Origin of the sequence: Agrobacterium rosae (assembly GCF_002915175.1) — a bacterium.
Classification (GTDB): Bacteria; Pseudomonadota; Alphaproteobacteria; order Rhizobiales; family Rhizobiaceae; genus Agrobacterium; species Agrobacterium rosae.
The window spans coordinates 185,909-211,165 of sequence record NZ_NXEJ01000003.1 but is presented as its reverse complement, the minus strand read 5'-3'; the positions used below and the strand labels follow the sequence as shown (position 1 = coordinate 211,165).

Sequence of the window (25,257 nt, the reverse complement as noted above, 5' to 3'; positions counted from 1 at the left end):
GGCTCATCTATAGAAATGGTTAAAACATGTTGTGAAATATTACAAGCATGATTATTGTCTGCATCCAAGGGAGAGGTGCAACAGGCAACAGGGCCGGCATCGCAGCGGGTAGGAGAAAACACCGTGAAGATCACGCAGATCGAGACGCTGAAAACCGAAGAGTTTTCCAATGTCCTATGGGTTCGCATACACACAGATGCCGGGATCATCGGGCTCGGGGAGACGTTTTATGGTGCGGGAGCCGTCGAAGCGCATATCCACGACACATTGGCGATGCGCCTGTTAGGCAAAAACCCACTCCATATCGAGGCGCTGCACAGGGAGATGACCAATCTTCCCATGGCGCAGGCTTCGACCGGGGCGGAATCCCGTGCAACATCGGCGATCGACATTGGCCTGTGGGATATCTTCGGCAAGGTCTGTGATCAGCCCGTCCATCAGATGTTGGGCGGTTTGTGCCGCGATAAGCAGCGTGTCTATAACACCTGCGCTGGCTACAAATATGTGCGGTCCCACAACATCAAGCCGGTTTCCACCTGGAACCTTGGCGATGCGAACGGTCCCTACGAAGATCTCGACGGGTTTATGAACCGCGCCGACGCCGTGGCTGAAAGCTTACTGGAAAGCGGCATCACGGCCATGAAAATCTGGCCATTTGATCCGGCCGCCATCGAGAACCACGGCGTGCACATCACCCCTGAGCAGATGAAGAAAGCGGTCGAGCCGTTCGAGAAAATCCGCAAGGCGGTGGGTGACAAGATAGAGATTATGGTCGAATTCCACTCGCTGTGGAACCTGCCGACAGCGATCAAGATCGCGCGCGTGTTAGAGCAATATCAGCCGACTTGGTACGAAGATCCCATCCGCATGAATTCACCGCAGGCACTGAGCGAGTTTGCACGCTCCACGACCGTTCCCGTCTGCGCAAGCGAAACGCTCGGTTCGCGTTTTCCCTACAAGGATATGCTCGACCGCGATGCGATGCAAATCGTGATGGCCGATCTCTGCTGGACCGGTGGCCTAACGGAGGGGCGGAAGATCGCCGCACTAGCCGACACCTATCATCGCCCCTTCGCCCCACATGATTGCATCGGCCCTGTCGGCTTCATCGCCGCGATCCACGCGTCATTCAGCCAGCCCAACACGCTGATCCAGGAATCCGTGCGTGCCTTCTATACCGGATGGTACAAGGAACTTGTCGACAATGTCCCGGTCATAAAGGATGGCTACGTCCTGCCTATGGAAGGTCCAGGACTGGGTGTCGATCTTCTTCCTGCCGTTTATGAACGTTCGGACCTCAGCGTCCGTCGCAGCACATTGTGAGGCCCATCATGACTAATCCACTTTTCGATCTCAAGGGGCGCAACGCGCTCGTTACCGGGTCTTCACGCGGCCTTGGTCGTGCCATGGCGGAAGGCTTCGCTGCTGCCGGTGCGCATGTCATTCTTAACGGCACAAACGGCGAACGCGTCGCAACTGCCGTGGCCGACTTTACTGCAAACGGCTATCACGCCAGCGCCTCCGTCTTTGATGTCACCTCGGAAGAGGCCATCAAAGCGGCCTTTGCTGATTTCGACGCACAAGGTTTAGACATCGATATTCTCGTCAACAATGCCGGCATTCAGTTCCGCAAACCGATGGTCGACCTGGAAACGGCAGACTGGCAACGGGTGATTGACAACAACTTGACCAGCGCCTTCATGCTGGGCCGCGAGGCGGCGCGCCGCATGATACCGCGCGGCCGCGGCAAGATAATCAATATCGGCTCACTGACCAGCGAACTAGCACGCGCCACCGTGGCACCCTACACGGTTGCCAAGGGCGGCATCAAAATGCTGACCCGCGCCATGGCCGCCGAATGGGCGCAGTTCGGCATCCAGGCCAACGCCATCGGACCGGGATACATGATCACGGACATGAACCAAGCCCTGATCGACAATCCTGAATTCGACGCATGGGTCAAAGGCCGCACACCCGCGAAACGTTGGGGCAAACCAGAGGAACTGGCAGGAACCGCGGTTTTCCTGGCATCGTCGGCATCGGACTATGTCAACGGCCAGATCATCTACGTCGATGGCGGGATGCTTTCGGTGCTGTGACTCAGCAAAAACGAATACGGGAGGAGACAAGACTATGCGAGGGATCATCATCCACGCATCCAAAGACCTGCGTGTCGAAGAGCTGGAGGAACCGGAACTGGCTTCGAACGAGGTCCGTGTCCAGGTTTCGACAGGTGGCATCTGCGGGTCGGACTTGCACTATTATCACCATGGCGGGTTCGGAACGATCCGCGTTTTGCAGCCGATGGCACTCGGCCATGAGTTTGCTGGCGTCGTGGCCCAGGTCGCCGCCGGCGTGTCGCATCTCGCTCCGGGCATGCGCGTCGCCGTAAACCCCAGCCGGGCCTGTGGACACTGCCGCTTTTGTGCTGAAGGCATGCAGAACCAGTGCCTCGATATGCGCTTCATGGGCAGCGCCATGCGCGTTCCCCACGTGCAGGGGGGGCTTTCGCGAAACCGTGACGGTCGATGCGTCACAATGCGTGCCGATTGCCGACAGTCTGTCCATGGGCGAGGCTGCGATGGCTGAACCCTTGGCTGTCTGCCTTCATGCGGCAAAACCGGCGGGCTCATTGCTGGGCAAACAGGTACTGATTACCGGTGCAGGGCCAATCGGCGCACTCTGCGTTCTCGTGGCGCGTTTTGCCGGTGCAGCCTGCATCGTGGTCACAGATGTGGCCGACGAACCACTGGTCATCGCAACAAAAATCGGTGCCGACGAGGTCATCAATGTTGTTAAAAACAGCAGGACCCTTCAAGTTTACGGCAAGGAAAAGGGAACATACGATGTGCTCTTTGAGGCGTCGGGCAATCAGGCCGCACTTGCATCGGCGTTGGATGTGTTGCGACCCGGCGCCGTGATCGTGCAGCTTGGGCTGGGCGGGCAGATGACACTTCCGGTCAACACGATCGTCACCAAGGAACTTCAGCTTCGTGGCACGTTCCGTTTCCACACCGAATTCGCTGAAGCCGTCGATCTGATGAGCAAAGGCGTCATCGATGTAAAACCACTTATCTCGGCAACCTTGCCATTTACATCAGCAACAGAAGCCTTCGACTTGGCCAGTGACCGGTCACGCAGCATGAAGGTTCAGCTTGATTTTACGCGGAGCAATCCATGATTTCGATTGTCCCCCAAGCCTTGACGCAGAAAAAATTTGCGCCTTACGGATTGGTTTCCGGTCTGACGGCGGCAGGTTCCCTGCTCATCGAAGGCGCTTTTGAGGCTACGGAAAACGCGCAACGACCGATGCTTCAAATCGTCAAAATCACCTCGGTTCATGAGCCTGTTGTCATCAAGCAACTTGAGGCGCACCCATTTTCGGCGCAAACCTTTCTACCCCTGGACATGGCGCCGTCTTTGATCGTTGTATGTGACTTGAGTGAAGCCGAAGTGCCTGATGTGGCGACGCTCAAAGCCTTCATCGCCCTGCCAGATCAGATCGTTACCTACCATCGGGGCGTCCTGCATCACAAAATCACGCCACTCGCACCATCCTCGACATTCGCCATGACGATGCGCCAAACGGGTAGCGGCGACGACACGATGCTTTACGCCCTTGCTGAACCGGTGAGTGTCAATCTAGTTGTCTAGAGAACTGGCTCCTACCGAATTCTTGAGGCATAAATGCTCCGAATATAAGCGTGGGTAGCTAGCGCTGCTTCTCGCGGGGCTTCCATATTGCGCGACTGAATTCTGGTTCACATGCCACAAATGGTCTCGCGAAATTGCCGCTTTGGACATTGGCATCCAAAGTGAATAGGCCGAGGCGTGGCAGATCTCCGAGAATTCAAAGCCCTGCATCGGACATTGATTTGCCTCCCAGATATCGCTGTCCCTCGCCTTGAAGGGATTGGAACCGTCGACCTGTCCACGTGCGCCCGAAAAACGTAGGCAGGTCACCGCATTAATCCTTTGCTAAACCTGAATTGTCCACCTCAAGATCACTAGGCAATTTGTGCGAGGGAATTTACACAGCACGATGATTGCTGAGGCGGGCTGCCTTTTAGATGTGTAAGAAGAGTGAAATAGGTAAACCTTTCCGCGTGTTTGATCAATCGTCATCTGTTCGGCTAGTAGCCCTCGATTAGGCCTAACGCCCCCCTTAAACCGCCCACCAATAGCCACTCTTGCGCCAGCCGATTGCCAACCATCGCCCTCGATGTTGAACAGCAAGCCGAAGTCATCGAACTCCTGGCTTGTTTGCATGGACAGTCCTGCGGACACCTGTTTGACTGCACCGGAGCCGTCGAGCCGGAGAAACCGGCTGTGGCACCGATCTTCGGCGTCAGAAGTTGCTGGCTGGTGAAGCTGTCGAGATCAAGGATATCGCCAGTGCCGTTCGTAACCTCGTAGTCATCGAAAGTGTCCGACATGACGACTGCTCAGAGCTTTGGTGTGAGCACTGTCACCTCATCGAGTTCAACTGCCCGTTGATGGAGGTATCGACCAGCCAGCGGATGGTATTGAAGACACCGTCCCAGAACTATTGCCGGCCTGGTTTGCGTCTTTATTAGACGAGTCTGCCATTCGCTTATGGTGGAAATAGACACCAATCAGCACCTTGTCTTAAAGCATGTAGTCTGAGTTCGAAAAGCACGACTTCGCCGGTTCAGTTTCCAGCTCTAAGCGTCCTTTTTTGGAATGTCAGCGGTCGCTTTTTTCAGGCCTTTAGCCGCTTCCTCAATCAGCTGCTCGCGGTTCCCTTCAGCATTTTTCCCAGTCCGTTCTGCGTCGCTCGTTAAATCCGTTTTTTTATCGGTCATGGTGGTCTCCTTTACTCCACAACATGGCGCACGCGGCATAGTTCCATGGCGCATGATATCGATCGTGGCGGAACTTTATGATCATTGAGCGAGCTTGTCTCCACGCAACTCAAGACAACGACGACTCCTTTTTCAAACCAAACGTAAGCTATAATTCCACCCAACTGTACAGATACTCTCCGCTTGGGCAGTTTGCTACCGTAGCCTTTAGCGCCATTTGGAGGCTCCACAGCAGGCCCGCCGCGCTCGGTCCACGTTAACGTCACTTCGTCATCGTTTGGGACACCTGACAGATCAAGGGTACTGGTCTCTAAGGACAGAGCGGCGTACTTCATCGAGTTGGTCGCCAGTTCATAAAATACTAGCGATAAAGCAGTCGCTGCGACTTCGCCTATAGTGGTAGCTACCGCTGTGGTTACGCTTGAATATCGATTGCATTTTTTATGCAAGAGCTCTTAACAATCGGCGCAGTTTGGCCCCTGCCATCATGTTCCTTCAACTGACAGATCGCGATGATGAAGGCTCCTCGCCAACGTCTACTGTGTATGACGTCGAAGGAACTTCTGCGGAGCGCACTTGTTACCAATTAGTACCGATGCTGGTGCGATCGCAGTCACGGCTTTGCTGTCTCGAAAGTCACAATCTAGGGCAGAAGCCTAACAAATTGGAGATAAAGATGACTAATGTGACAAGACGAGGCGACGGCGAAAAGACGAGTGGCACAAATTTCGGAAAATCTGTTGAAAGCCAAGCCCAAATCCACGACAGCGCCCCCAAGGTTGAGGTTGCTGGCGAACTGCTTAACATCTACCGCCTGGAGGCAACTGCGGCCATTGATGATCCAAGATGGCAAGGCAATCGACCAGGTGGCCCGATAACGGTTGCTGCTCGTACGTCTGGAGACGCGCGAGTTGTCGCATCAGATCGCGAAGTCGACTTCATGGAAATCGATTCCGCGCCTGCGGAAGATGTAACAACTGTCAACGCCAGCGCATTTCGCGACGAGAAGCTCTATACCGTGATCGAGATCGAACACGGTCGATCGGATGTGACCAGAGGCGTACTCGATGGTGTAGTCGAAAGCGGTGTCATTCGGTCGTAGCGGATCCAAGTCCGGTAATGCGTTGCGTTGCATCAGATGAATACAGCCCATCCAAACGAGGAGAGGCTTGTCGGCGGGACCAGATGGTATCCACACGTGCAAAATTCGAGCCGAGATGCTTCACCGCGAGGCGTGAGCTCGTAGCGCATCTAGCATGGTGTCGCTGCACGGCTTCCGACGGATTTGCCGAAAGATATGAACTTTCAGCGCGGTAAACTGACAGCCTTGCGGCGCCGCCCCGGCATCAAGCCCTGAGCGGACTACGTTCGATCTCCGCATGCTGACCGTAGCGCGTTAGCAAGGATGTTGCAGCATCTCGATCGACGACTTTCGAGAACAGATAGCCTTGCCCGAGCCTGCAACCAAACGACAAGAGTTGGTCAAGCTGAGCGTCGGTCTCGATGCCTTCTGCCACAACCCGCAGGCCCAGCTTCGCGGCGATGCTGAGCAATCCCTCGACGATGATCACGGCAACATTGCCTGAAACCAGCTGATCGACGAAGGATTTGTCGATTTTGATGATATCGACCGGGACCGTCAGAAGATGTGTAAGCGACGCGAACCCCGTTCCGAAGTCGTCGAGCGCGACACGCATTCCTAGTTTGCGTAGGGACCTGATCTCGTCGGCGACCACGTCATCGCGCTGGCTGAGATAAACGGACTCCGTCACCTCGAGAATAACGTGGTTCAGCGGGACGCCGGCATCCGCAAAGATCGTACAGAGCCGCTCTCGCAGATGTCCGGCGTGAAAGTCCGCCGCCGAAAGATTGATGCCGACGTGCTGGAAGGGCAACCCGCCGTCGAGCCAGGCGCGCATGTCCCTTGCGACACACGAGAGCATGCATTCTGTCAGCTTGGCAGCAACATGGGCGTCTTTGGTCGCTTCGTGAAAGTTGGCAGCAGCTATTATTTCCCCAGACGTGGCTGTCATGCGGCACAGTGCCTCGAATCCCACCATCTCACCCGTATCAAGCCGTACGATCGGCTGATAATGAGCGTGTATCCGGTTTTCGGCCAGCGCGAGGCTGACATCACGTATAGCTCTCAACCGCCTCGTTAACGTGGTGCCGAGCCCCGCGCTGTATTCGATGAAAGTACCCCGACTGCGTTCCTTTGCGTGGTACAACGCCACATCAGCGCAATGGCGAACCTGTTCGGGAGTTTCTCCCGGACCTGCGAGGCACCCCCCTAATGTGGCGCCAGGAGTTAGAACATGGCTGGCACAGTTCGCGTGTTCCTTCATAACCTCAATGATTTCTGCCGCTAGCATTACCAGAGGAGATCCTACGCTGTTTTCAACTACGACCGCAAATTCGTCGCCACCAACTCTAAACGCTCGATCTTTTCCGGCCACTGCGGCTATTCTCGTTGCCGCGATCTGGATGAGTTCGTCACCTGCGCGATGTCCGAATGTGTCATTGACAACCTTCAAATTGTCCAGATCAACGAGGATAACTCCCCAGCCGCCCTCTTCGTGCTCAGCTTGCTCGGATAGAACCTGAATGAACTTTGCAAGGTTCGGGAGCCCTGTCAGTATATCGATGTACGTTAGGCGCTCGCGCTCGTCCCGCTCGATCGCGATGGCGCAAAGGTGGACGCACGCATCGACGATCCGCCGTTCGAGGTCGTTTGGCCCCCTGCACTCTGAGAAGTAAAATGCAAAGGTCGCGACGACGCGGTTGCCACTGCAAATTGGAGTAGACCAGCAAGCCTTGAAGCCGAGCGGCAGAGCCAAATGCCTAAAATTGACCCAACGAGGATCGTGCTCGATATCCTTCACGGTGACGGTTTCCGCTTGATAGGCCGCAGCGCCACACGAACCCATCAGCGCTCCGATGGCCATATTATCGAGCGCATCAGAATAGGAAGGCGGCAGTGACGGACCGGCGAGGGGATGAAGGTGACCATCTTCAACGGATAACACCGAACACACTGTGCCCCGGGCCAAAGCCTCGACCTCAACGCACAGCCGTTCGATTGTCACTCGCAACGTTTCGCCGCGGGCGATCATCTCCAGAATGGCGTTCTGCAGTTCAAGAGTCATGGCAAGGAGTTCTTTTCGGAAAGCGCGACTTTACTAACGCAACGGTGTTGCTGACGTACGTAAAGGTTTAGTAAGCCTGCTTGTTCCCGAGGCTTATAAGAGTCAATCGAAACTGCTCCTTAGCAACGAAGTTGCCCGTACCCGCCTTGACCGGAATAGAACCGTGGACACCTTCAGGAGAACCGGAAAATTGCAGCGGATCGGCATGACTTATAGACGCGCGTGCCTGCCTCGTGTTCCGTCATTATGCCGATAATCTGTTGGACCGTGAAACGGTTGCGCTTAATTCTCTCGTCCTCTCAATGAGCCGGAGCTTACTTCAAATGGATTAGTTCTGCGGGGCAAGGTCAAAAGGCCCGGTTCTGCCTTGAAGTGCGACTTCTGCCCGTGATTCATGCTTGTTCGCGCACGGAACTCAGACTGTCGTGCTTCGTCCGGATATCATGATGGGCGCTGGGCTATTCGAGGCGCTGACGGCCATCCGCATCGAACAGATGGATCGCCGCAGCGTCGGGCATTACCTTGATTACAGCACCTGGCGACAGGGCCACGCGCTCGCGAAACACGCCGATGACCTTGGTGTCGCCAAGCCGCATCGCGACCTGCGTTTCGGCACCCATCGGCTCGACCAGCAATACCTCGGCCGGGGCGCCTGCCGGATCCAGCCTGAGATGTTCGGGCCGGATGCCGAAGATCGCCGGGCGGCCGACATGGCGTTGCGCTTTAATCGGCAATGGCACGGTCAAGCCCGCCGTGGCAAAGCCATCCGGGGTGATCGTTCCTTCAAAGAAATTCATCGAAGGCGAGCCGATGAAACCGGCGACGAAGCGGTTGGCGGGGCGATCGTAGAGATCGAGTGGCGCACCGATCTGCTCCACCCGTCCGCCGTTGAGGACGACGATGCGGTCGGCCATGGTCATCGCCTCGACCTGGTCGTGGGTGACATAGACGGTGGTGGTCTTCAGCTTCTGGTGCAGCGACTTGATCTCGCCGCGCATGACGACGCGCAGTTTTGCGTCGAGGTTCGACAGCGGTTCGTCGAACAGGAATACCTGCGGATTGCGGACGATAGCCCGGCCCATTGCCACGCGCTGGCGCTGGCCGCCGGACAGCTGACGCGGGTAGCGGTCGAGCAGGGCTTCGAGGCCGAGAATGCCGGCCGCCCAGTTCACCCGCTCCTCGATCTCGGCCTTGCTCCCGCCGCGGTGCTCGAGCGAGAAGCCCATGTTGGTGGCGACCGTCATGTGCGGATAGAGCGCATAGCTCTGGAACACCATGGCGATATCGCGATCCTTCGGATCGAGATCGTTGACGATGCGACCGCCGATATCGAGCGTGCCGCCGGTAATGGTTTCAAGCCCGGCGATCATCCGCAGCAGGGTGGACTTGCCGCAGCCGGACGGACCGACCAGCACAACGAACTCTCCGTCCTTGATGCCGAGATCGACACCATGGATGACGTTGACGGAGCCATAGCTCTTGCGGATATCGGAAAGGTTGACCTGAGCCATAATGGGATCCCGTTGTTCAGCCCTTCAGGCCGGTGTGCGCCAGTCCTTCGACGAACTGCTTCTGGGCGATAATGAAGACGATGAGGACGGGCAGCGCCGTCAGCGTGGCGGCGGCGAGCTGGATGTTCCACATCGGCCCCCCATAGGCATCGGTGTATTGCGTCAGTGCCTGCGGCAGGGTGAACTTGTCGGCACTCGACAGGAACACAATCGGTTCGAGAAACAGGTTCCACGAGTGAAGGAAGGTGAAGATCGCGACCGAGGCGAGCGCCGGCTTTGCCAGCGGCAGCGCGATCTTGCGGAAGATCTTGAAGCGGCCGAGGCCATCGACGCGGGCGGCCTCCTCCAGTTCGGCCGGCAGCGTCACGTAGAACTGCCGCATCACGAAGGTCGCGAACACGCTTGGTGCGCCGAAGATCGGCACCAGGATCAGCGGCCAATGGGTGTTGACCATCCCGGCCTTCAGGAAAATCTGGAAGAGTGGCACGATTGTCACCTCCGAAGGGATCAGGAGGCCGAGCAGGACGATCATGAAGATCGTATCTGCGTAGGGAAATCTGATCCGCGCGAAGGCGTAGCCGGCCATCGACGACACGACCATCGTACCGATTGTGACGACAGCGGCGATATAGGCCGAATTCCAGTACTGCTGTACGAAAGGCTGCAGCTCAAAGACTTTCGAGTATGTCGTCCAGTCGTAGGTCTGCGGGATCAACTGCGGCGGGAAGGCAAAGATGTCGCTTATCGGCTTGATCGACGAGGTGACCATCCACCAGGTCGGAAAGACGAACGGAATAAGCAGCACGCACATCAGGCCGTAGAGCGCCACCCGCAGGCGCGGCGAAAGGTCAGTTTTCATAGAACACGATCCTCTTGCGCATCTGCCACTGGGCAAAGGTCAGGACGGCGACGATGACGAAAAGCAGGATGGAGAGCGTCGAGCCGTAGCCGAAATAGTGAAACTGGAAAGCCTGCTGGTAAAGGTAGTAGACAAGTACCGTGGTCGAAACACCGGGGCCGCCCTGGGTGAGTACCGCGATCTGCGCAAACACCTGCAGCGAACCAACGATAGTGATGATCGAGGTCAAGAGGATAGTCGGGCTGATCAGCGGCAGGGTGATCCGGCGGAACTGTTTGAAGGCCGGTGCGCCATCGATGCGGGCCGCCTCGTAAAGCTCCTTCGGCACGCCCTGCAGGGCGGCGAGGAACAGGATCATGTTGAGTCCCACATTCTTGAACACCTGCACGACGATGACCGAGATCATCGCGCTCACGTCCTCGCGCAGCCAGTTCGGGCCCTCGACCCCAATCATCAGCAGCATGCCGTTGATGCCACCGTTCTTCTGCAGCAGAAAGCCCCAGACGATCGTCCAGGCGACCAGCGAGACCACGACCGGCGAGAAGAACAGCGTGCGGAAGACGGCGATGCCGGCGAGCTTCTGGTTGAGCAGAACGGCGAGCAGCAGCGCCAGCGACATGTTGAATACGACGAGACCAACCGAGAAGATGGCCGTAGCGCCGAGCACCTCGAGAAGGTTGGTATCTTCAAGCACCATCCGGTAGTTCTGGCTGCCGGTGAAGGTGAATGTGTTGGCCAGCACATTCCACTCATGCAGCGAATACCAAAACACCAGGCCGAGTGGCACCAGCACGAAGGTGATGATGCCGATCAGTTGCGGCGCGATGAACAGGAAGCCGGCGAGGCTGTCGCGCCGCGCGATCGTCCAAAACGGCGGCGGTGCGCCGGTCTTGGATGTTTCGTGATGATGCTGCGCGACAGCCATGGCGATCTCCTCAGCGCTTCAAGAGCGGGCCGATCTGGCCGCAGATCTTATGCAACGTGCCGGGCACGTCCGCTTCCGGGCGCCAGACGGCGTCGAGGTTCGAGCGCACCATCTGCTGGATCTGGGCAAAGCCGCTATGACCGGGCATGACCTTGCCGGTGGCGATGCCGTTGATCACGACCTTTTCGATCTGCTCTTGGCTCAGCAGCGGATTGGTCTTCTTCAGCACCTCGGCATTCAGCAGCGACTTGCGTGCCGACGGGAAGAACTGGCTGAGCTTCGCCGAGTTTTCCGGGTTGGTCATGTAGGCGACGAACTCCGCCGCCTTCTTGGCATTCTTGCCCGATTGCATGACGCCGATGCCGGCCTGACCGATCAGCGCATACTCCCCGGCAGAACCCTTGGGTAACGGCACGAGATCCCAGGAGAACGGCTTGTCCTTGGGCAGCAGCGAGGCCCGGCTGATCTGCGTGATTGTCAACGCCGCATTGCCAGCAAAGAAGTCGACGGTTTCGCCGGGGCCGGGCATTGCCTTTTTGGTGAAGATGGCATCGTGGATAAATGACAGAGCATCCGCCATCGGCTTCTCGGCCATGCTGCAAGTCTTGCCATCCTCGCTCCAGGGCGACGCGCCCCAGCCGTTCCAGACCGAGGTTAGATACTGCCAATTCTGGTAGTTGAAATCGCGCACGACCAGGCCGCCCTTCCCGGATTTTCCAACGGCTGAAGCGGTCGCGATGGCGTTCTCCCAGGTCCATTCGCCGCTGGCAATCATCTCTGCCGGCGTCTTGGCACCGACGGCCTTGATGACGTCGTTGTTGACGAACATCGCAAATGGCGAAGTCGAGAACGGATAGGCATAGAGCGCGCCATCCTGCGTCCAGCGTTCGGTCGCACCGGCGCTGACTTCCTCGATATTATAGTCTTTGGCCGCCTTCAGCGTGTCCGTTAGCGGATAGAGCGCTCCCGACTTGACGAAGTCGTAGGCCGAGGTCTCGAAAATCCAGGCCATGTCGGGGGCGTTGCCACCGGCAATCTGGGTGGTCAGTGCTGTCGTGTAGGTATCGAACGGCAGTGACTCGTAGGCCACTGTGACGTTCGGATGCTCTTTCTTGAAGCCGGCGGCGATGTCATTGAACAGTTTCAGATGTGCCTCGTTGGCACTCCAGATGGTCATCCGAAGGTTCACGGCGTCCTGAGCCTGGGCAATGCCGCCCAGCCCCAGAACACCGAGCGCGAAGACAGTCGATTTCAACGTCAGGTGATAGGGCATTCCCAGTCCTCCTCCAAAGATGGGTTCGAGCTACAGATGGTAGTTTGGCTTAATAGGCCGCGACCTCGGGCCAGCGGATCTCGATGCCCTCGCGGGTGAGTGCTACTTGGAAATCGTGAAGGTGCTTGTCGTCAGCCTGCACTTGATGCGGCGTCAGGCCCTTTTCGAGACTGAAGGCGGCCAGCATTCCGGCAACCTCGCCGATATTCCACTCGACCGGATGCAGGCGGTAGCAACCGTTGGTGATATGGGTGGTGCCGATGTTCTTGCCGGCCGGGATCAGGTTTTTCATCCGTTGCGGCAGAAGTGCGCCGAGTGGGATCTCGAACGGGCAGGACGGCACGTCGACATAGTTGTCACCACCGGTCGAGGGGTGCAAATCGATTCGGTACATGCCGATGCCGATGCTGTCGCGGTAATGGACAGCACCCTTTTCACCGCGCACCGTGAAGGACAGATCCTGCTCGACGATGCGGGTGACGGGCTTGATGCGACGGCTTTCACGCACATAGGGCGCCATGGCAAGGCCGTGCTCGGTGCCAGTGATGTCGCCACGCAGACGCAGGCCGCGATAACCCACTCCGCCATCGAGCCGCGGCGCTTCCGTCTGCAGCCAGTAGAAGACCGAATAGGACAGATCGGCGGCCGACTTTAGGTGCCGTGCCTTGTCCTCTTCGGAAACGTCGATGATGGTGCCATCCATGTAGTCGATCATCGGCCAGTTCACGAGGCAGATGTCGGACGGGTAGAAGCCCGGCGCGAAATTCTTGCGCGCGGCGATGCGCCGGAAGATCCAGAGGTTCTCGTCACCGCCACCCTTGCGCTGGTCGGCATCGACGAGAAGCGGATCGTCATCGGGATTGGGTGTGAAGGAGCGGGTCGTGTGCTCCAGGGTGCGCGGATGCGGCGCGGTCAGGCCCAGCATCGGGCCACCCCAGAAATGCGGCTGGTACTGTTTCCAATAGTCGTAGTTCTCCGGCTTGTCGATCGTCTGGTCGCCATCTACGTGGTCGATGGCAAAGCAGATCGACACGGCCTGGACATTGTCCGGCTGCGCTTCTGCCGGGGCACTCGGCTCGCCGGTATCAGACTGGGCCTCGAAGCCCTTGGCGTATTCGGTGCCGGTCATCGGCAGGAGATCGCCAAGTTCGGTAGCATCGAGGATGTAATCGGCAAATATCACGATCTCGTTGCCGCTATCGCGGTGGCGGACGGTGATCGAACGGACGGTATCGCCGTCAAAATCGGCTGCCACAGGCCGATAGGGTTGCAGCACCGTCAGGCGGTCAGCGCCGCGATAGGGTGCGAGCATGCTTTCCATGACAGCAAGGCTGACGCGTGGCTCGGCACAGATGCGGCTGACCCAGCCGGCACCGGGATTGAGGTCGCCCCAGGCATGGGCACCTTCGGTTAGCGGATAGTGATCGCGGTAATACTGGCGCACGCCATGGCGCAGCTTGCGATAGGATCGGGTGATGCCGAACTGCTCGACCCATGTGTGTTCGTCGGAGGGCACGGCCTGGCTGGTGAGCTGACCGCCGATCCAGTCATACTCCTCCGTCATGATGACGCGTTTGCCGGACCGCGCAGCACCGAGTGCTGCCGCAACCCCACCAAGACCGCCACCCACGACAAGAATATCTGCTCGCATCTCTTTCACGTCTCACCATCCGTTTTTTGTGCTGGATCTGAAGGACAGGGTCCTAAAGTCTCTCCCTCGACGGGCTCGCAGGGAAGAAGGATCTGGGTGCCGATGCTGCCGGTCTCGATACGGGTCACCAGCATGGCTGTCGCCTGCCGCCCCATCTCCTCCCGCGGGATCTCGTAGGAGGTGAAGCGCACCGCGCTGCGTCCGGCGCGGATGTGACTGCCGAGCACGATCATCGACAGATCGCCGGGCACCGAGACTCCACGATCGCGCGCCAAGATCTCCACCCGGACAGCGTCGGCCAGTTCGATGAAGAAGGCTGCCGTTGCGCCCGAGGCTAAGATCGCATTGAGGATCTCTTCGGCCGGGCGATTGACAGTGGCGATATGTAACGCCAGTTGCGCACCGGTGGCCGAAAGCGCCGCCTGGTATCCAAGCCAGCGGTCGGCAACGGATTCCGCCGGGCCCTGCGGCCCGACATAGGCCAGTCTCGAATGCCCGAGCAAACAAGCCTTCTCCACCAGCGCGCGGGTGCCAGCGGCATAATCGCCACCGACGTAAGGAACGGCTCCGCCAGCGTCCTCACGTCGGCCGATCGCGACGAATGGATAATCATCGGCCACCAGACGGGCGAGTTCCGCACGATCAAATTCGCGCCCAAGAACCAGGCAGCCATCGGCAATGCGCAGTCGGTTGTTTTCCGAAAAGATCTTGCGGTTGTTGCCAACGCCGGCGCTGGTTAAAAGCAAAAGGTCGTAGTTCTGCTGCTGCGCTTCTTCCTCGATGCCGAGCAGGAAGGGCGTGAAGAAATCCGCCTGGGCGCTCGGAAAGGCCGGCTCGTACGTAAAGACGCCCAGGATGCGGTTCAGGCCCTTGGCCATCCGCCGGGCAATAGGGTCTGCGACATAACCGGTGGTCTGGATGACCTTCTGGACCCGCTCGCGGGTTTCCGCCGGAATACGTGCCACAGCTGTTGGCGCACCATTCAGGACAAGCGAAACTGTGGCCTGGCTGACGCCTGCGAGCTTGGCGATGTCGATCTGGGTCAGTCGTTTGGTTGCCGCCACGTTGTTGCTTCCATAAGCCGAAAATCTGCTAATACGTATTATCTGCTAATGCGCATTAGCAATTTTTGGACATCTTATGTCAAGAGAAAAATGAACCACGCAGCCAAGTTCGGCATCGACCAACCGCAGCTTGGAGGAAAGGGCGCTTTGAAGCGCGACAGAGATGCTCTGGGAAGGGCCTGCTTTGCAACGCGTCTGACGCTCCAGTCGCGGAAAGCCGCGAGAGCTCGAAGCCCGCAAGACTTGGCACATCGAATTACGCGGCAAGCAAACGGTCGGCGGTCACTCGCAATCTTTAGGAGAGCAAGTCAGTTCCGGGATTTTCGATATTCAAATAGTGGAGATTTTCGGAAAGTCCCCTACGTAGCTCAATGATTTCAGTAATCCAGATGCTAGGCCGCCGCCAAATTTTGCATGAAATTTGAAAAAAATTGCATTCATGACCATATGTCGCTATAGTGAGTGCAGGAGCTAACCCATGACGAAGTTGCAGGAATTGAAAAAGCATCTGCGATCCGGCAAGGTCTACCGTCGGGAGGATCTCGCCCAGTGGTCGTCGTCTGTCGATCGGCATCTTCAGCAGCTGCTGGCAGAAGGATACCTGACCAAGCTATCGACAGGCGTCTATCACCGGCCGAAGCTGACCGCGTTCGGCAAAGCCCCCCCCGAGGATGACGCGCTCGTCGAGGCTTTTCTGAAGGATGACCGTTACCTCGTCACCTCGCCCAATGCCTATAACAGCCTGGGTGTCGGAGCGACGCAGCTGTATAACAAGACCGTTGTCTATAACCATAAGCGCCACGGCAACTTCATGCTGGGCGGTCGAGAGTTCGAGTTCCGCAGAAAGCCAGCCTTCCCCAAAACCCTGACCAAAGAATTCCTACTGGTCGACCTGGTCAACAATCTTGACCAGTTGGCCGAGGACCGCGATCAGGTGCTGGCCCGCGTGAGAGAGCGTGCCCTACAAGGCAATCGCACAGCCCTCAGCCGTGCCGCCAACGAATACGGCGTGGTCCGCACGCGAAAATTCTTCAACGCCATCGCTGCAGATGCGCATGCCAACTGATTTCCTACATAGACACAAGGATTTTGCATCCCTACTGCGCATCGTCGCGGAGCAGATGAAGGTGCAGCCGGTGCTGGTCGAGAAAGACTACTGGATCATGCACTGCCTGTACGGCCTGCAGCAGCTTGAGATGGCGTTCGAACTCAAGGGCGGTACCTCGCTCTCGAAAGGATATCGCATCATCAACCGCTTCTCGGAGGATATCGATATCCGTGTAGAACCCCCGAAGGCAATGGATGTGAAAACAGGCCCCAACCACGACAAGGCCGCGCACCGTAATAGCCGCAAGGCCTTCTATGGCTGGCTGGCTGAGAAGATCACGATCGACGGTATCCAAAAGATCGAGCGCGATACCGAATTCGACAATGAGACGTATCGTAGCGGCGGCATCCGCCTCTACTACCCCGAGACGACCAGCACGAAATCAGATCTCAAGAGCGGCGTGTTGCTCGAAGCCGGCTTCGACACGGTGGCTCCCAATATCGGCAAGGATATCGGCTCCTGGGCCTATGATTACGCTGCATCGCGCGTCGAGCTGATCGATAATCGCGCACTGGCCGTTCCCTGCTACGAGCCCGGCTACACGCTGGTCGAGAAGCTCCAGACCATCTCCACCAAATATCGCAAGCAGCAGGAAACCGGCCAGTTCCCCGCCAATTTCCTCCGGCATTATTACGACGTCTTCTGCCTACTGGACCAGCCGGAAGTGCAAGACTTCATCGGTACGGAAGCCTATCTCGCGCACAAGGACCGACGTTTCCCGAAGGCTGACGATCAGAACATAAGCAGCAATCCCGCTTTCAGCCTTTCCGACCCCGGGACGTTCGGGCTTTACGAGCGCGCATATGAGCGGACCTCGGCGCTCTATTATCATGGCCGGCCCAGCCTGAAAGAGATTCTTGCCCGCATCACCATCTACGCGGAGCGTCTCTAAAGAGCTCATGCGCCGGGTCCGCCGGTGAACGCAGTTTACAAACCAGGATCGACACCTTTGCAAATCGATTATCTTACCTCGCCTTGATGGGAGCCGAACCGGCGACGACGACAAAACAACATCTGCAAGGTTAGATCACTGATTGTTTGGCAGGATTTGACTCACTGGTGGTCCAAGTTATCGTCCGCACCCCCACTTTGCCATTCGCGCTGAACCGCGTAAAGCAGCTCAAGCTATTGGTCCGATGAATTACAATGTCGCGCCGAGATCATGATAAGAGCTGCGGCATTTCCTATTCAGGCAATCAAGGCTGGAGCGTCAGCACCCCAATTCCAATAAAACCTCGTGCTTGCTAAGCGTTCGCAGCAACCCTTCAATATCCACCGGTCAAGAGAATGTTCTCTCCTGTCATGAAACTGCACGCCTGAGATGAAAGGAAGATGGCGGCACCCACCATTTCTTCCGGTTGCCCGGCCCGGCCCATCCAGTTTAGCGTACGGACGTAATTTTCCCAGCCCTCGGGATCGTCGTCACGACGGTGGGCGTTGCGGTCGGTATCTATGAGGCCGGGAGCAAGCGTGTTGAGCAAGACATTCTCACGCGCATAATCCCGCGCCTGACTTTGAATCAGATTATGCTGCGCAGCCTTGGTCGCGGCATAGGCGGTGACGATGCCCTTCGGTCGCAACTGATTGACCGAGCCGATAGATACCACCCTGCCCCACTTGCGGGCCGCCATGCGCGGGAGAGCCGCTTGCAGCATATCCACGGTCGAGCCCAGATTGACCGCCAGCTGAAACGCCAGGTCGTCCGGCGTCAGTTCTGACAGCACAGCGTTGATCTGTACGCTGGCATTGATGACAAGAATGTCAACTGCGGCAATTGTCTCGGCTCGCTCGATGAGATCGCGGCCGGCACCTGGTTCGGAAAGATCGCCCGCCAATTCTTGCGCTTTGCCACCGCTTGCGACGATCTGTCGCTGAACGGCTGCAGCGGCTCCAGGCTTCACGCCATGCAAAATAACACGGGCCCCTGCGCCCGCTAGCCCCTGCGCGATTGCGGCACCTATGCCGCGGCTGGAACCTGTGACGAGCGCAGTCCGGCCCGTCAGTCCAAACACACTTTCGAGACGCATGCGTTTATCCTTTAAACACGGAAATGCGCGCGCCGGCGGTTCCGGGACGGCAGGAAAACAGGCCGCCCGAGAGCGGTGCCTCGGCAAGCGTGGACGCCGGCAGGCGCGTCCTGGCGCTGGTGATGAACAGCGTCGACAGATCCGGCCCGCCAAAGGCAATGCTGGAAGGGCGCGGCACCGGCATGTCGATAACGTGGTCTAGCTTGCCGTCCGGAAGATAACGGCGCACGCACCAGCCGTCCCAGATTGCACACCAGACCCCTCCCTCCACATCCACGGCTAGGCCATCAGGCCGACCGTCAGCGACGGGGATGCGCGCGAACTCGCGCCGGTTCGACAGCGTTCCATTTACGGTGTCGCAATCATAGGCGTGGATGAGACCAGGCACCGTGTCAACGAAGTAGAACGTTTTCCCATCTGGGCTCCAGCCGAGTCCATTGGAGACGATGATGCCACCCTCCTTGCGCTCGAAAGTGCCATTGGCGTTGATGCGATAAAGCGCACCTGTGGGCTTGGATGCATCAATCCTCATCGATCCGACCCATATCGCCCCATCAGGCCCACATTTGGCATCGTTAAGGCGATTATCGGCGATGCCTGCCTCTGGACTCACAAATGGGGTGAGGCGTCCGGACAAAAAATCAAGCCATTCGATCCCATCCTGAGACGCGACGAGCAGACGCCCACCGCGAACCGGAATGACCGCACTGACCAACTTGCCGGTCTCGCAGGTCTCGTTACGCCCTGTCGCCGGATCGAAGCGATGAACAGCGGGGTGGAGGATGTCCACCCAGTAGAGAGCGTTCTCGCCGTCATGCCACACGGGGCTCTCGCCGAGCTGTGCACCCCATGGAAGGATACAACTCAAATCGGCGCTCGGTCGGCCCGTTGCCGATCGCGGCCTTGGTCTGGAACTGATAGCGACGGCCCCGGCGGCACCAGTGATGCGACGCGCGGCGGCAATCAGTTCACGTCCGGCAGGATGAATGTTGGAAGTATCAAGCCGCGATGAGGGTCCAAGCGCGACCAGCACGCCCATCGGCGTATTGTCACGGCCTATTACAGGGGCCGCAACCGAATTCACGCCCGGCAGATGCTCCTCATAAGAAATCGAATAACCACGCGCTCGCGTCAATGTAAGGTCGGCCTGGAGCGCATCAAGCGTGGTGATGGTTTTGGCTGTCTGCAGGTCGAGCGGCAGGCGGTCCAGCAGGGCCCGGCCGACGGCGGGGTCCTGAAAGGCGAGTAGCGCCTTGCCGGGTGCCGTGCAATGCAGGGGGACGCGGCGCCCTACCTCGACGCGCACGGAGAGACCATTCGGCGAACGCTCGGCCAGATATTGCGTCATCGTGCCGTCAAGCCGGCACAGCGCAACTGTCTCGCCCAGTTCGGCCGCCAGCCGCTCGAGTTCCGGGGTCGCCGCCGAGAGGAGATCGAAGCTCTCCCAGACCTTGTGGGACATTTCCAGAAAACGCTGGCCCAGAACATAAGTGCCACGGGCCGCATCCTGCCGGACAAGACCGTAGGCGATAAGGGTACGCAGGATGCGTGCAAAGGTCGGCTTCGGCAGGCCGGAAGCGCGCAATAACTCAGCAAAACGTGGCGGTTCGGGCGCATCGGCAACCATGTCGAGCAGGGTTAGCCCCTTGGCCAGCGCCGCCGTGCCGCCAGGCGTCTCGGGCTTCATAGACTCTGCTCCTTCGCGCACCGCCTCCGCCTTGCGGCCGCCGCGTCGTCCAGCATCCGGTCCATCGTCCATTCTGCTTCAAACCCCAATTTGTTTCTGATCCGCTCGTTAGACGTATGGTAATAAACGCCATCGCCGGGAAAATCGACTGTGACGATGGGAAGGCCGGTCAGCGCTGAAATCTTCGGCAGAAGTGCAGCGAAATCGACTGGTTCGTCAGCACCTAGATTGAAGGTACCTCCAGCCGCCTCGGGGTGATCGAGAGCGAGCAGAATGCCTGCCACCATGTCGCGCGTATCGGTGATGTGCATACGGAACGGTCGGCCGTTTTCATTGCGCGCCAGAATGTGCGAGGGCTCATCAATGTCTTTGGACTGAAGCAGTTCGGCGATAGCCGTGTTTCCGAAATTCTGCTGCTGGCGAATGCGCGGCCGTAGGAAAAAGCGAGGACCGGAAAAGAAACTGTCTTCATCCAGAAGTTCCGCCGCATCCTGCGTATGTGAGAACCTCAGGATCACCGTTTCCATGGAGCTAGTCCGTTGATAAAATCCTACCAGCTCTTCGCCCAGCAGCTTCGTCAAACCATAGGGCGAATTGGGACGACGCGGATGGTCTTCGGTGACCGGCAGGAACTCCGGGCGGTTTTCAGGATACACTTCACCAGAAGATGCAAAGACGAACCGGCGAACTCCAGCCGCCGAGGCCGCGTCCAAAAGCCGACGCGTGCCCTCGACATTGGCAGCGAACATGCGGTCGCGATCAGCGGGTACCCAGGACATGAAGGCTCCCAGATGCAGGACCGCACTCACGCCGACCATGGCTTTGGAAATGGCCTGGGCATCCTCCAGCGACCCGACAGTTTCCTCGCCACCGGTTCCTGACGGCTTCAGATCGAGGCCACGAACGGTGCGGCCACCAGCGCGCAACGCGGCAACCACGGCGCGGCCGACACGGCCTGCCGATCCGGTGACCAGGATCATAGCCGTGCTCCGGTCTTTGCATCAAAGAGATAGAGCTGAGCTGGATCGAAACCGAGCCGCAGCGCCTCATCGCCAGCAAGGCTGCCGGTATGGGAGACGCGGGCGATCAGCCCCTTGGACTTGCCCTCTTCGCCATCGGCCACCCTTGCGCCGCCATCATCGAAATAGACGTATTTCTCCGATCCCAGACTTTCCACCAGCGTCGGACGGACGTTGAACATCACGGGCGCATCGCCCAGCGTCAGATGCTCCGGTCGCAGGCCGACAACGAAATTTCCTTCATGGGCTCGGGCTTTAGGCATCGTTACCGTTTGGCCAAACAGTGTCAGCGCACCGTTGCGCAGTTCCGCATTGAGGAAATTCATGCCCGGCGAGCCGATGAAACCAGCAACGAAAAGATTGGCCGGATTATTGAAGAGCTCGTCCGGTGCAGCGATTTGCTGGATGACGCCACCCTGCATGATAACCACCCGGTCCGCCATGGTCATGGCTTCCACCTGGTCATGCGTTACATAAACGGTGGTGACACCGATACGTTTGTGCAGGGCGCCGATTTCGGCGCGCATATGGACACGCAGCTTGGCGTCGAGGTTGGAAAGCGGCTCATCCATCAGGAAGGCCTGCGGCTGGCGCACGATGGCGCGGCCCAGCGCGACGCGCTGCCGCTGGCCGCCCGACAGATCCTTGGGCTTGCGGTCGAGATAGGGTGTCACTTCTAGGATGCGCGCCGCATCGTTGACCCGGCGGTCGAGCTCGGCCTTGTCGGTGCCGCGCATCTTTAGGCCGAAGCCGATATTCTGGCGAACGGTCAGGTGCGGATAAAGCGCATAGTTCTGGAAGACCATGGCGATGTCGCGGTCACCCGGTGCCAGATCCGTGACCTCATTGTCGCCGATGAATATCTGCCCGTCGCTTGCCGGTTCGAGACCGGCAAGGATTTTCAACATCGTCGACTTGCCGCAGCCGGAAGGCCCGACCAGAACCACGAACTCGCCGTTCTCGATCTCAAGCGAAAAGGGCCTGAGTACATTGAGCGCGCCATAAGATTTGCTGACATTGTGAATGGATATATTGGCCATGCTTATTTCTCCGCGCCAGCGGTGAGGCCGCCGACCAAATAACGTTCCAGGAACAGGTAGATTGCGATGATCGGCAGCGCGATGAACACCGATGCGGCGGATATGTCATTCCAGTAGGTGACGTATTCGCCCTGCATCGTGGTGATGCCGAGATTGGCCGTCCAATTGTCCGGCGAGTTGACGAGGAAGGTGCGCGCATAGGCATAATCTGCCCAGCTGAGCACAAAGGCATAAAGGGCTGTGGCTGCAAGACCGGGTGTGGCGATCGGAAGCACGACGCGCACCATCGCGCCGATCGGCGAGCAACCGTCCACCATGGCGGCCTGTTCCAGTTCTTTGGGAATGGTGTCGAAATAGCCCTTTAGCATCCACGTGGCGAACGGAATGATCATCGTCGAATGCGCCAGCACCAGCGTCCACAGGCTGCCGATCAGGCCGAAGCTGGAAAAGATGGAAAACAGTGGAATGACCAGCAGCGTCGCAGGCAGCATCTTCGCCGTCAGTACGAAGAGACCCATGGTCGCGCCGCCCCTCATGGAGTAGCGCGAGAGCGCATAACCGGCGCTGACCGAAACCAGCATCGACAGCGCCACAGAACCGATGGCCGCCAGCATCGAATTCCAGAGCCAGAGCAGGATCGGTTTTGCCGCCCAGACGCGGGCGAAAATATCCCACTGCGCGTCTTCCGGCCAGAAGGTCGGCGGCAGCCGGTACAGCTCATCGGTGGTGGAAAGTGCTGTGACAAGAAGCCAGTAAACCGGGAAGAGGATCATCACCAGCGTGAAGATGACGGTCGCGTAAAGAGCAAGGCTCTGCAAAAATGTTCGCTTCATCAAAGCCTCCTCAATAGATCGATTTAGAACGCCGGCCGAGCATCAACAGGCTCGCGACGATGCAGATCGCCAGTGTCAGCACGCCGACGGCGGCGGCACGGCCGAAATTGTGGTACTGGAAGGCCTGGTCATAGGTCATGATCGACAATGTCTGGGTCGAACGCAGCGGCCCGCCGCCGGTCAAAACCTTGATGATCGAAAAGTCGCGGAACACCCAAAGCAGCGTCAGCACCAGCGTCACGCCCAGAACCGGCATCAACAGCGGCATAGTGATCCAGCGGAAACGCTGCCAGACACTTGCGCCATCCACCTTTGCGGCCGCGTAATAATCGGCGGGAATGGACTGCAGGCCGGCGAGACACATGATCGACACGAATGGAAAGCCCTTCCACACCATGGTGATGGCAACGGCCCAGAAGGCGGCCGTGGAACTGCTGACCCAGGGTATCATCTGGTCAGTGAAACCGAGCTGGATCGCCAGCCAGCCGAACAGGCCAAAGGAGGTGTCAAACATCCATGCAAAAATGACGACCGCGATGATTTCCGGGACAGCCCAGGGCAGCGCCATTCCCAGCCGCGCGACGGTGCGGCCCTTAAAGCGGTTGTTGGCGAGAAGCGCCGTGCTGAGGCCAACGGCAACACTGCCGACGGTGACAACTATAACCAGCTTCAACGTCACCCAGCAGGCCAGCCAGAATTCCGGTGACGAAAACAGCCAGTTGTAATTGGCCAATGAGAATGGTCGGCTGGCGCCACCGAGCCTTGGAATCTTGACCTGCTGGAACGACAGGTCGATGGCCAAAACGAGCGGCCAGACGATGATGGCGGCAACCATCAGGACCGCGGGTGCGATCAGAATATAGCCGAGAAGATGTTGCCGGCTGGGACGCGCAAGATCGAAAAACTTGCGACGCCCAGCCCGAACGGATTCGGTCATGGATAGTCCTCCTGCCGGATGCGGATGATGGCCATGGCCCTTTAAGAGGGCCATGGCGAGACATTGGGATTAACCCTTGATGGCTTCCGCCTTTGCCTGCATGGTCTTCGCCACCTCTGCCGGATCGAGATCCTGTATGATCATCCGCTGGCTTTCTTCCATCACCATCTTGCTGAACTCATTGTAGAAGAGCTCAAGTCCGGTCGGAACGCGGTCGATACCCGCCTCGGATGCCGCCTTCATCGTGGCGATGAGTACGGGAAAATGCGGGATGGTCTTTTCGACACCCGAGACGTCGGCCTTCGGGCTTGGCGGAGTGTTGCCGCCAAGGGTGGCATAGCTGCGCTGGAATTCCGGCGACATCGTCAGCTTGATGAAATCCCAGACCAATGCCTTCTGGTCGTCGGGAATATCAGCCGGCATGGCCAGCACGTTGGACGATCCACCGAGCGGCGGATGAAACGGCGGTGCTGCGTAAACAATGTCATTTTTGGCCGAACCCTTTTCGGTCGTGCCGTACAGCCAGGGCCCATCGAAGCGCATCGCCATTTTGCCGTCGGCAAAGAGCTTGCGTACGTCGCTGGCGCTCATGTCAACCGGGCTGATGCCGCTTTTCATGACGGTTTTCCACCGGCTCAAGCCTTCCGCCATCTGCGGCGTATCGATGGTGATGTTGCCGTCCTTGTCGGTCCAGTAGGCGCCTGCATCAAGGATGTAGTTCAGCATTTCCGTCAGATATTGCCCCGGACCGCCTTTGGTTTCATGGCCGGTGCCAAACTGGTCGATGATGCCATCACCATTGAGATCCTTGGTCGTCGCCTTTGCTGCGGCCAGGAACTCGTCGTAGGTCTTCGGAACCGCGACGCCCGCCTCTTCCAAAATCTTCTTGTTATAGGCCATGACGAAGCCGAAATAGTTGGTCATGATGCAGACAGTTTCGCCGTTCCACTCGCATTTCTGCTGGCCGGCCCAACCGGTCATGTCGATGGTGTCTTTCTTGAGCCACGGGTCGAGAGGTTCGAGCCAGCCGCTATCTGCAAACATCTGAAATTCGAATGACGCCAAATGCACGATCTGCGGCGGCTGGTTGGCCGCGAAAAGCGTTGTCATCGTGTCGGCATAGGAACTACGCTCCGCTTTGGTGAATTCGATTTTCACGCCCGGATGCTGTTTTTCAAAGGTAGCAATGGCAGAGCGCCACCATTCGCCCGTGCCGGCATCGTCCGTTTGCCAGGAGATGAACTTCAGCACAGTATCGGCCATGGCGGGAGCAAATCCGCCCAGCGTCATCAACAATGCGGTCGCTGTGCCAAGCGCCAGAGTTCTCATTCTTTTGGTCATGGGTTCCTCC

Annotated in this window: 21 protein-coding genes and 1 pseudogene; 7 read left to right on the top strand and 15 right to left on the bottom strand. The window is 58.2% G+C overall.

The annotated features are described in order from the left end of the window. The first annotated feature begins 123 nt into the window (after positions 1–123). The 4 genes and pseudogenes from CPJ18_RS06715 (at position 124) to CPJ18_RS06700 (ending at position 3,654) form a co-directional block, all read left to right on the top strand. Positions 124–1,323 carry a mandelate racemase/muconate lactonizing enzyme family protein gene (locus CPJ18_RS06715; protein ID WP_103657570.1) on the top strand — a complete coding sequence of 400 codons (1,200 nt, stop codon included), beginning with the start codon at positions 124–126 and terminating at the stop codon, positions 1,321–1,323. Between the two features lie 8 nt (positions 1,324–1,331). Continuing rightward, the gene (locus CPJ18_RS06710; protein ID WP_103657484.1) at positions 1,332–2,099 is read left to right on the top strand and encodes an SDR family oxidoreductase; all 768 of its coding nucleotides are present in this window, start codon (positions 1,332–1,334) and stop codon (positions 2,097–2,099) included. A gap of 34 nt (positions 2,100–2,133) precedes the next feature. After that, positions 2,134–3,181 (top strand): annotated as a pseudogene (locus tag CPJ18_RS06705) (L-idonate 5-dehydrogenase). Further along, entirely contained in the window at positions 3,178–3,654 is a 477-nt protein-coding gene (locus CPJ18_RS06700; protein WP_103657483.1) for an ureidoglycolate lyase, read from the top strand. Before CPJ18_RS06705 ends, CPJ18_RS06700 begins: the two are co-directional and overlap by 4 nt. A gap of 1,031 nt (positions 3,655–4,685) precedes the next feature. Here CPJ18_RS06700 and CPJ18_RS26760 read toward each other — a convergent pair. After that, a complete protein-coding gene (locus CPJ18_RS26760; protein ID WP_153366937.1) occupies positions 4,686–4,826 on the bottom strand; it encodes a hypothetical protein in 141 nt (46 codons plus the stop codon). A gap of 676 nt (positions 4,827–5,502) precedes the next feature. On the opposite strand from CPJ18_RS26760, the gene CPJ18_RS06690 reads away from it, so the two are divergent. Further along, positions 5,503–5,928 carry a hypothetical protein gene (locus CPJ18_RS06690; protein WP_103657481.1) on the top strand — a complete coding sequence of 142 codons (426 nt, stop codon included), beginning with the start codon at positions 5,503–5,505 and terminating at the stop codon, positions 5,926–5,928. Positions 5,929–6,172: 244 nt separating this feature from the next. Here CPJ18_RS06690 and CPJ18_RS06685 read toward each other — a convergent pair whose 3' ends face one another. From CPJ18_RS06685 to CPJ18_RS06650, 7 genes are all read right to left on the bottom strand, one after another. Then, the gene (locus tag CPJ18_RS06685) at positions 6,173–7,972 is read right to left on the bottom strand and encodes a bifunctional diguanylate cyclase/phosphodiesterase (protein ID WP_103657480.1); all 1,800 of its coding nucleotides are present in this window, start codon (positions 7,970–7,972) and stop codon (positions 6,173–6,175) included. A gap of 458 nt (positions 7,973–8,430) precedes the next feature. Next, complete coding sequence (locus tag CPJ18_RS06675; protein WP_077121696.1) at positions 8,431–9,483, bottom strand: ABC transporter ATP-binding protein; 1,053 nt, start codon at positions 9,481–9,483, stop codon at positions 8,431–8,433. A 16-nt stretch (positions 9,484–9,499) separates the two neighbouring features. After that, positions 9,500–10,342 (bottom strand): carbohydrate ABC transporter permease, encoded by an 843-nt coding sequence (locus tag CPJ18_RS06670; RefSeq protein WP_103657479.1) that lies wholly within the window; start codon positions 10,340–10,342, stop codon positions 9,500–9,502. Then, positions 10,332–11,267, bottom strand: a complete 936-nt coding sequence (locus CPJ18_RS06665; protein WP_077105555.1) for a carbohydrate ABC transporter permease — start codon at positions 11,265–11,267, stop codon at positions 10,332–10,334. Before CPJ18_RS06665 ends, CPJ18_RS06670 begins: the two co-directional genes overlap by 11 nt. A gap of 10 nt (positions 11,268–11,277) precedes the next feature. Next, a complete protein-coding gene (locus CPJ18_RS06660; protein WP_103657478.1) occupies positions 11,278–12,540 on the bottom strand; it encodes an ABC transporter substrate-binding protein in 1,263 nt (420 codons plus the stop codon). A gap of 49 nt (positions 12,541–12,589) precedes the next feature. Next, positions 12,590–14,191 carry an FAD-dependent oxidoreductase gene (locus CPJ18_RS06655; RefSeq protein ID WP_077105557.1) on the bottom strand — a complete coding sequence of 534 codons (1,602 nt, stop codon included), beginning with the start codon at positions 14,189–14,191 and terminating at the stop codon, positions 12,590–12,592. A gap of 5 nt (positions 14,192–14,196) precedes the next feature. Continuing rightward, positions 14,197–15,255, bottom strand: coding sequence for a LacI family DNA-binding transcriptional regulator (locus CPJ18_RS06650; protein ID WP_103657477.1), 1,059 nt, complete (start codon positions 15,253–15,255; stop codon positions 14,197–14,199). A gap of 478 nt (positions 15,256–15,733) precedes the next feature. Between CPJ18_RS06650 and CPJ18_RS06645 the strand changes: the two genes are divergently transcribed. Continuing rightward, the gene (locus tag CPJ18_RS06645; RefSeq protein ID WP_103657476.1) at positions 15,734–16,321 is read left to right on the top strand and encodes a DUF6088 family protein; all 588 of its coding nucleotides are present in this window, start codon (positions 15,734–15,736) and stop codon (positions 16,319–16,321) included. After that, positions 16,311–17,255, top strand: coding sequence for a nucleotidyl transferase AbiEii/AbiGii toxin family protein (locus CPJ18_RS06640; protein WP_103657569.1), 945 nt, complete (start codon positions 16,311–16,313; stop codon positions 17,253–17,255). Before CPJ18_RS06645 ends, CPJ18_RS06640 begins: the two co-directional genes overlap by 11 nt. Positions 17,256–17,628: 373 nt before the next feature. On the opposite strand, the gene CPJ18_RS06635 is transcribed toward CPJ18_RS06640, so the two are convergent. The 7 genes from CPJ18_RS06635 to CPJ18_RS06605 form a co-directional block, all read right to left on the bottom strand. Continuing rightward, positions 17,629–18,390, bottom strand: a complete 762-nt coding sequence (locus tag CPJ18_RS06635) for an SDR family NAD(P)-dependent oxidoreductase (protein WP_103657475.1) — start codon at positions 18,388–18,390, stop codon at positions 17,629–17,631. A gap of 4 nt (positions 18,391–18,394) precedes the next feature. Next, positions 18,395–20,077, bottom strand: coding sequence for an SMP-30/gluconolactonase/LRE family protein (locus CPJ18_RS06630; protein ID WP_103657568.1), 1,683 nt, complete (start codon positions 20,075–20,077; stop codon positions 18,395–18,397). Next, complete coding sequence (locus CPJ18_RS06625) at positions 20,074–21,057, bottom strand: NAD-dependent epimerase/dehydratase family protein (protein WP_103657474.1); 984 nt, start codon at positions 21,055–21,057, stop codon at positions 20,074–20,076. The genes CPJ18_RS06630 and CPJ18_RS06625 overlap by 4 nt, the downstream gene beginning before the upstream one ends. Next, positions 21,054–22,136 carry an ABC transporter ATP-binding protein gene (locus CPJ18_RS06620; protein WP_103657473.1) on the bottom strand — a complete coding sequence of 361 codons (1,083 nt, stop codon included), beginning with the start codon at positions 22,134–22,136 and terminating at the stop codon, positions 21,054–21,056. The genes CPJ18_RS06625 and CPJ18_RS06620 overlap by 4 nt, the downstream gene beginning before the upstream one ends. 2 nt (positions 22,137–22,138) lie before the next feature. Further along, on the bottom strand, positions 22,139–22,969 hold the full coding sequence (locus CPJ18_RS06615) for a carbohydrate ABC transporter permease (RefSeq protein WP_062451857.1): 831 nt from the start codon (positions 22,967–22,969) through the stop codon (positions 22,139–22,141). Positions 22,970–22,979: 10 nt separating this feature from the next. Continuing rightward, on the bottom strand, positions 22,980–23,906 hold the full coding sequence (locus CPJ18_RS06610; RefSeq protein WP_062451856.1) for a carbohydrate ABC transporter permease: 927 nt from the start codon (positions 23,904–23,906) through the stop codon (positions 22,980–22,982). A 69-nt stretch (positions 23,907–23,975) separates the two neighbouring features. Beyond that, a complete protein-coding gene (locus CPJ18_RS06605; RefSeq protein ID WP_062451855.1) occupies positions 23,976–25,247 on the bottom strand; it encodes an ABC transporter substrate-binding protein in 1,272 nt (423 codons plus the stop codon). Positions 25,248–25,257 lie beyond the last annotated feature (10 nt).

What these genes read in the sequence shown, in the direction of transcription:
- CPJ18_RS06710 (WP_103657484.1), top strand. Translation starts at nt 1,332, where the DNA reads ATGACTAATCCACTTTTCGATCTCAAGGGGCGCAACGCGCTCGTTACC.
- CPJ18_RS06700 (WP_103657483.1), top strand. Translation starts at nt 3,178, where the DNA reads ATGATTTCGATTGTCCCCCAAGCCTTGACGCAGAAAAAATTTGCGCCT.
- CPJ18_RS26760 (WP_153366937.1), bottom strand. Translation starts at nt 4,826, where the DNA reads ATGACCGATAAAAAAACGGATTTAACGAGCGACGCAGAACGGACTGGG.
- CPJ18_RS06690 (WP_103657481.1), top strand. Translation starts at nt 5,503, where the DNA reads ATGACTAATGTGACAAGACGAGGCGACGGCGAAAAGACGAGTGGCACA.
- CPJ18_RS06685 (WP_103657480.1), bottom strand. Translation starts at nt 7,972, where the DNA reads ATGACTCTTGAACTGCAGAACGCCATTCTGGAGATGATCGCCCGCGGC.
- CPJ18_RS06675 (WP_077121696.1), bottom strand. Translation starts at nt 9,483, where the DNA reads ATGGCTCAGGTCAACCTTTCCGATATCCGCAAGAGCTATGGCTCCGTC.
- CPJ18_RS06670 (WP_103657479.1), bottom strand. Translation starts at nt 10,342, where the DNA reads ATGAAAACTGACCTTTCGCCGCGCCTGCGGGTGGCGCTCTACGGCCTG.
- CPJ18_RS06665 (WP_077105555.1), bottom strand. Translation starts at nt 11,267, where the DNA reads ATGGCTGTCGCGCAGCATCATCACGAAACATCCAAGACCGGCGCACCG.
- CPJ18_RS06660 (WP_103657478.1), bottom strand. Translation starts at nt 12,540, where the DNA reads ATGCCCTATCACCTGACGTTGAAATCGACTGTCTTCGCGCTCGGTGTT.
- CPJ18_RS06655 (WP_077105557.1), bottom strand. Translation starts at nt 14,191, where the DNA reads ATGCGAGCAGATATTCTTGTCGTGGGTGGCGGTCTTGGTGGGGTTGCG.
- CPJ18_RS06645 (WP_103657476.1), top strand. Translation starts at nt 15,734, where the DNA reads ATGACGAAGTTGCAGGAATTGAAAAAGCATCTGCGATCCGGCAAGGTC.
- CPJ18_RS06640 (WP_103657569.1), top strand. Translation starts at nt 16,311, where the DNA reads ATGCCAACTGATTTCCTACATAGACACAAGGATTTTGCATCCCTACTG.
- CPJ18_RS06635 (WP_103657475.1), bottom strand. Translation starts at nt 18,390, where the DNA reads ATGCGTCTCGAAAGTGTGTTTGGACTGACGGGCCGGACTGCGCTCGTC.
- CPJ18_RS06630 (WP_103657568.1), bottom strand. Translation starts at nt 20,077, where the DNA reads ATGAAGCCCGAGACGCCTGGCGGCACGGCGGCGCTGGCCAAGGGGCTA.
- CPJ18_RS06625 (WP_103657474.1), bottom strand. Translation starts at nt 21,057, where the DNA reads ATGATCCTGGTCACCGGATCGGCAGGCCGTGTCGGCCGCGCCGTGGTT.
- CPJ18_RS06620 (WP_103657473.1), bottom strand. Translation starts at nt 22,136, where the DNA reads ATGGCCAATATATCCATTCACAATGTCAGCAAATCTTATGGCGCGCTC.
- CPJ18_RS06615 (WP_062451857.1), bottom strand. Translation starts at nt 22,969, where the DNA reads ATGAAGCGAACATTTTTGCAGAGCCTTGCTCTTTACGCGACCGTCATC.
- CPJ18_RS06610 (WP_062451856.1), bottom strand. Translation starts at nt 23,906, where the DNA reads ATGACCGAATCCGTTCGGGCTGGGCGTCGCAAGTTTTTCGATCTTGCG.
- CPJ18_RS06605 (WP_062451855.1), bottom strand. Translation starts at nt 25,247, where the DNA reads ATGACCAAAAGAATGAGAACTCTGGCGCTTGGCACAGCGACCGCATTG.